A 3,648-nucleotide genomic window follows, 5' to 3' on the forward strand; every position below is an offset into this window, starting at 1 on the left:
TTCTGATTGTGTAACAGTACACAGATTACAGTTAGTGAATATGTTGAATGGATTGGAAGCATTTTTTGATTTTAAACTACAGTCAACATCCTAGTTCTGTAATTCTTGATATGATTTGGATCAAAAGCACTTTTGGATGTCAGGATACCGAAAATGATATGGAGTAGCTTACGCATTGCAGCTCCCACAATTGCCATATTATGCTTACCCTTCTTCTTTAGTCTTTGGCAAAAACTCACAATGATAGGATTGTGATTCTTGGCTACTATGGCAGGAAAGAAAAGGGCCTTACGTAATGTTTGTGAACCTGATTTACTTAATCTTGGTTTAGAATGTACAGATGAACCTGATGTTATATTTTTCGGTATAACTCCTGTATATGCTGCCAATTGCCTGGCATCTCTAAAAGCTTTTATGTCAGGGATTTCAGCTAAAATAGCCATTGCTGATTCCTCTCCTATTCCTGGAATAGTCAATAGAAGCTGAAAATTTTCCAACAATTCTTTGTGCTGCTTTAATAGTTTGCGTATGGAGTTTTTTATTATTTCTATTTTTTTAACTATATTCGTTGCAACAAGCATTTGCAACTTCTTTAGGCAGTCTCTCTTTTTTTTCTAGGTGGTTATTTACTAATTCTTTTAACGCAACTGAGCAACGATAAAGATGTTTTAATTTTTTCATTTCAGAAGAAGGTGGTGTCCAACGAGTTGGTTCCTGTCTTTGGCAATAATCAGCAATAATTTCTGCATCAGTCTGATCATTCTTTTGTCTTACGAGCTTACTCCTTGTATAAGATTTAATACAATAAGGATTTACAACACTAACAAAATGTCCAGCATTGTGCAGAAATTCAGCCAAAGCTTCGCTATAACAACCACATGCATGACTTTACTTCTTCCACATTATGCTTTTGTAGAAAACTCAGCAGACCTTGAAACCCAAGATCATCGTTCTTAAAGCTCCTTTTCCTAGTTTCACGCTTTTCTTTTTTACTTATGAATGAAAGAAAAACATCAAAGCGATCTTTTGATACATCAATTCCAAGAAAGTTGTTGATCATATATAACCCCATACGTTACCATTTAAAACGAAAAGTAAGGCTAACCTTGTGGATACAGAATTAGAGCCATTTAGGTCTTTCTACGATACCGTCCAGCCTATACTTTTGAGGAGGGAACTCTTATCTTTCTTACAGATTTTATATCTAAGAGGAGAAACAGAGTTCTTCCCTCCTCCACCTAATGCTTAAGCTTAAAACATTAGATGCTTTTTACAAGATACAAGAGGAGTAGAGGATATTCTGATAGCTTGTGTTGATGGTCTGAAAAGCTTTCCTACAGCTATAAATAGCTAAAGCGGAAGTGTATAGTGCATCAGACAAGAAATTCATTGAAATATGTATCCAGCAAAGATGTGAAAGTTTTTATGAATGATTTGAAAAAAATATATCGTGCTTCAAGTAAAGAAATTGCTGAAAATTACTTAGAAGAAAAATGGGGTGAAAAATATCCTTTAGTTTTGGCAGAATAATTGGGAAAACCTATCTGGTTATTTTAAGTATTCTGGTCCAGTTAGAAGGGTAATCTACACCACAAATCCCATAGAGGGACTACATAGACAAATTAGGAAATTCACCAAGACCAAAGGCTCATTTACTAGCATAAATGCCTTGTACAAGTTGGTATATTGTGCTATAAAAAAAGTAGAGCAAAAATGGATTATGGCTTTGCCTTTTAACTATATCTCAACTTGATATCTTTTTCCCTGATAGGTTAAAAATTGAGTTGAATTAAAAAATGCGGTTTGACACACTTCTTTGAACCATATGCGTCAAGTTAAGAGAATACGCCCAATATAGCAACCATTTAAGGTTTATTTATTATATTTATTTTTTAAGAAATCTTGATCTAAAATAAGATAATTTTTTTAAAAGAGTCTATAAATTACTAATTTTATCATTTAATATCTAAAATAATTTTTACCGCTTCTCTTCTTTCTTATGCCACTTTTCCTTAACTTGACGCCTATGGTCGGAAATACTGCCAACCACCATCCCTCCCTGCTTTGAGGTTTTCGATGTTCGTATCATTCAGTCTTAAATCTGGCCTATTATCAGCTCGACTTGCAGATCCTGAAGCTTCCGTAATCGCTTGATTATAGTAAAGATTACACTTATTTTTAAGCCTATGAGCCATTTTGTTTAACACTTTACTACAACAAGAAGGAGTCCTAGCACCTTTTTGATCAGAACTTAAATTTTGACAACTTTCTACATTAACACTTGCTTCACTCACTTTGTTTAACACATCAACATGATCATTAAACTTAGCAAAATACAAAGGAGTACATCTTTCGTTACCTATTGCATGAACATTTGCTCCTTTCTCTAACAGAACTTTCACCATTTCTGGATAATCATTATTGCGAATAGCATAATGCAAAGGAGTTCTTCCTTTAGAGTTTTCTGCATTAACATTTGCTTTATGCTCCAATAGTAATTTGACTATTTCTAAATTATCTTCCCAAACAGCAAGATGCAAAGGAGAATTTCCTTCAGAGTTTTTTGCATGAACATCTGCTCCATGCTTCAATAGTAATTTGACTGTTTCTAAATTACCTTTCCAAGCAGCAACATGCAAAGGAGTCTCTCTTTGCTCATTTTCTGCATTAACATCTGCTTTATGCTTCAATAGTACTTCAGCTACTTCTAAATCACCTTCCAAAGCAGCAAAATGCAAAGGAGTACATCCTTCAAAGTTTTTTGCATTAACATCTGCTCCTCTCTCTAATAGAACTTTCACCATTTCTGGATAACCATTGCAAGCAGCAAAATGCAAAGGAGTTTTTCTTTCAAAGTTTTCTGCATGAACATCTGCTCCATGCTTCAATAGTAATTTGACTATTTTTGAGCTACCTTTCCAAGCAGCAAGATGCAAGAGAGCACACCCCTCAGAGTCTTCTGAATCAACGCCTAATTCATGTTTCAATAGTGCTTCAGCTACTTCTAAATTACCTTTCAAAGCAGCAAAATACAAAGGAGTTTTTCCTTGCTTATTTTTTGCATTAACATCTGCTCCATGCTTCAATAGTAATTTGACTACTTCTAAATTACCTTTCCAAGCAGCAGCATGCAAAGGAGTATGCTCTTTATCATCTACTGCATGAACATCTGCTTTACGCTTCAATAGTGCTCTAGCTACTTCTAAATTACCTTCCCAAGCAGCAGTATGCAAAGGAGTATTTCCTTGCTCATCTATGGTGGGCTTTACCACTTTATCTTTATTACGTGGAAACATATTACCTCAAACTTAAGTTCTTACAACAGCTTTTACTGTACGAGAGGTTAATAAATAAAGTCAAGACAATAATTCAATAAAAATATACTATAAATTAGCGTCATAAAAGGTTTAATTGTTTACTTTTTCAAAAAACACAAAAATAGTGCGCATGTTTGTGAGAGCGCGTTGTATAAAAATAAGGTTATGGAAATAAAAGCACAAAATTATTGTAACAAAGCTAAGCAGATTAGTTCATACAAAAATTTAGTCTAAATTGGCCAATTAATCACTTAAAATCCGTATCCGTTCAGGCAATGGCGTCAACTTAAGGAAAAATATCAGCGATCGTGTATAAAATTTCTCTCTGAAG

Annotated in this window: 1 protein-coding gene and 2 pseudogenes; 1 reads left to right on the forward strand and 2 read right to left on the reverse strand. The window is 34.2% G+C overall.

What is annotated here, in order from left to right; all coding sequences use genetic code 11:
- Positions 1 to 71: 71 nt before the first annotated feature.
- Positions 72 to 1,060 (reverse strand): annotated as a pseudogene (locus Wcon_RS08775) (IS110 family RNA-guided transposase).
- A gap of 222 nt (positions 1,061 to 1,282) precedes the next feature.
- On the opposite strand from Wcon_RS08775, the pseudogene Wcon_RS08780 reads away from it, so the two are divergent.
- Positions 1,283 to 1,793 (forward strand): annotated as a pseudogene (locus Wcon_RS08780) (transposase); the annotation flags it as partial.
- Between the two features lie 231 nt (positions 1,794 to 2,024).
- Here Wcon_RS08780 and Wcon_RS08785 read toward each other — a convergent pair.
- Positions 2,025 to 3,296: an ankyrin repeat domain-containing protein gene (locus Wcon_RS08785; protein ID WP_114517887.1), complete on the reverse strand. Its 1,272-nt coding sequence runs from the start codon at positions 3,294 to 3,296 to the stop codon at positions 2,025 to 2,027.
- Between the last annotated feature and the right edge of the window lie 352 nt (positions 3,297 to 3,648).

Source organism: Wolbachia endosymbiont of Cylisticus convexus, assembly GCF_003344345.1.

Bases quoted from the DNA above. Each gene is read 5' to 3' on its own strand.
- Wcon_RS08785 (WP_114517887.1), bottom strand. From the start codon at position 3,296: ATGTTTCCACGTAATAAAGATAAAGTGGTAAAGCCCACCATAGATGAG.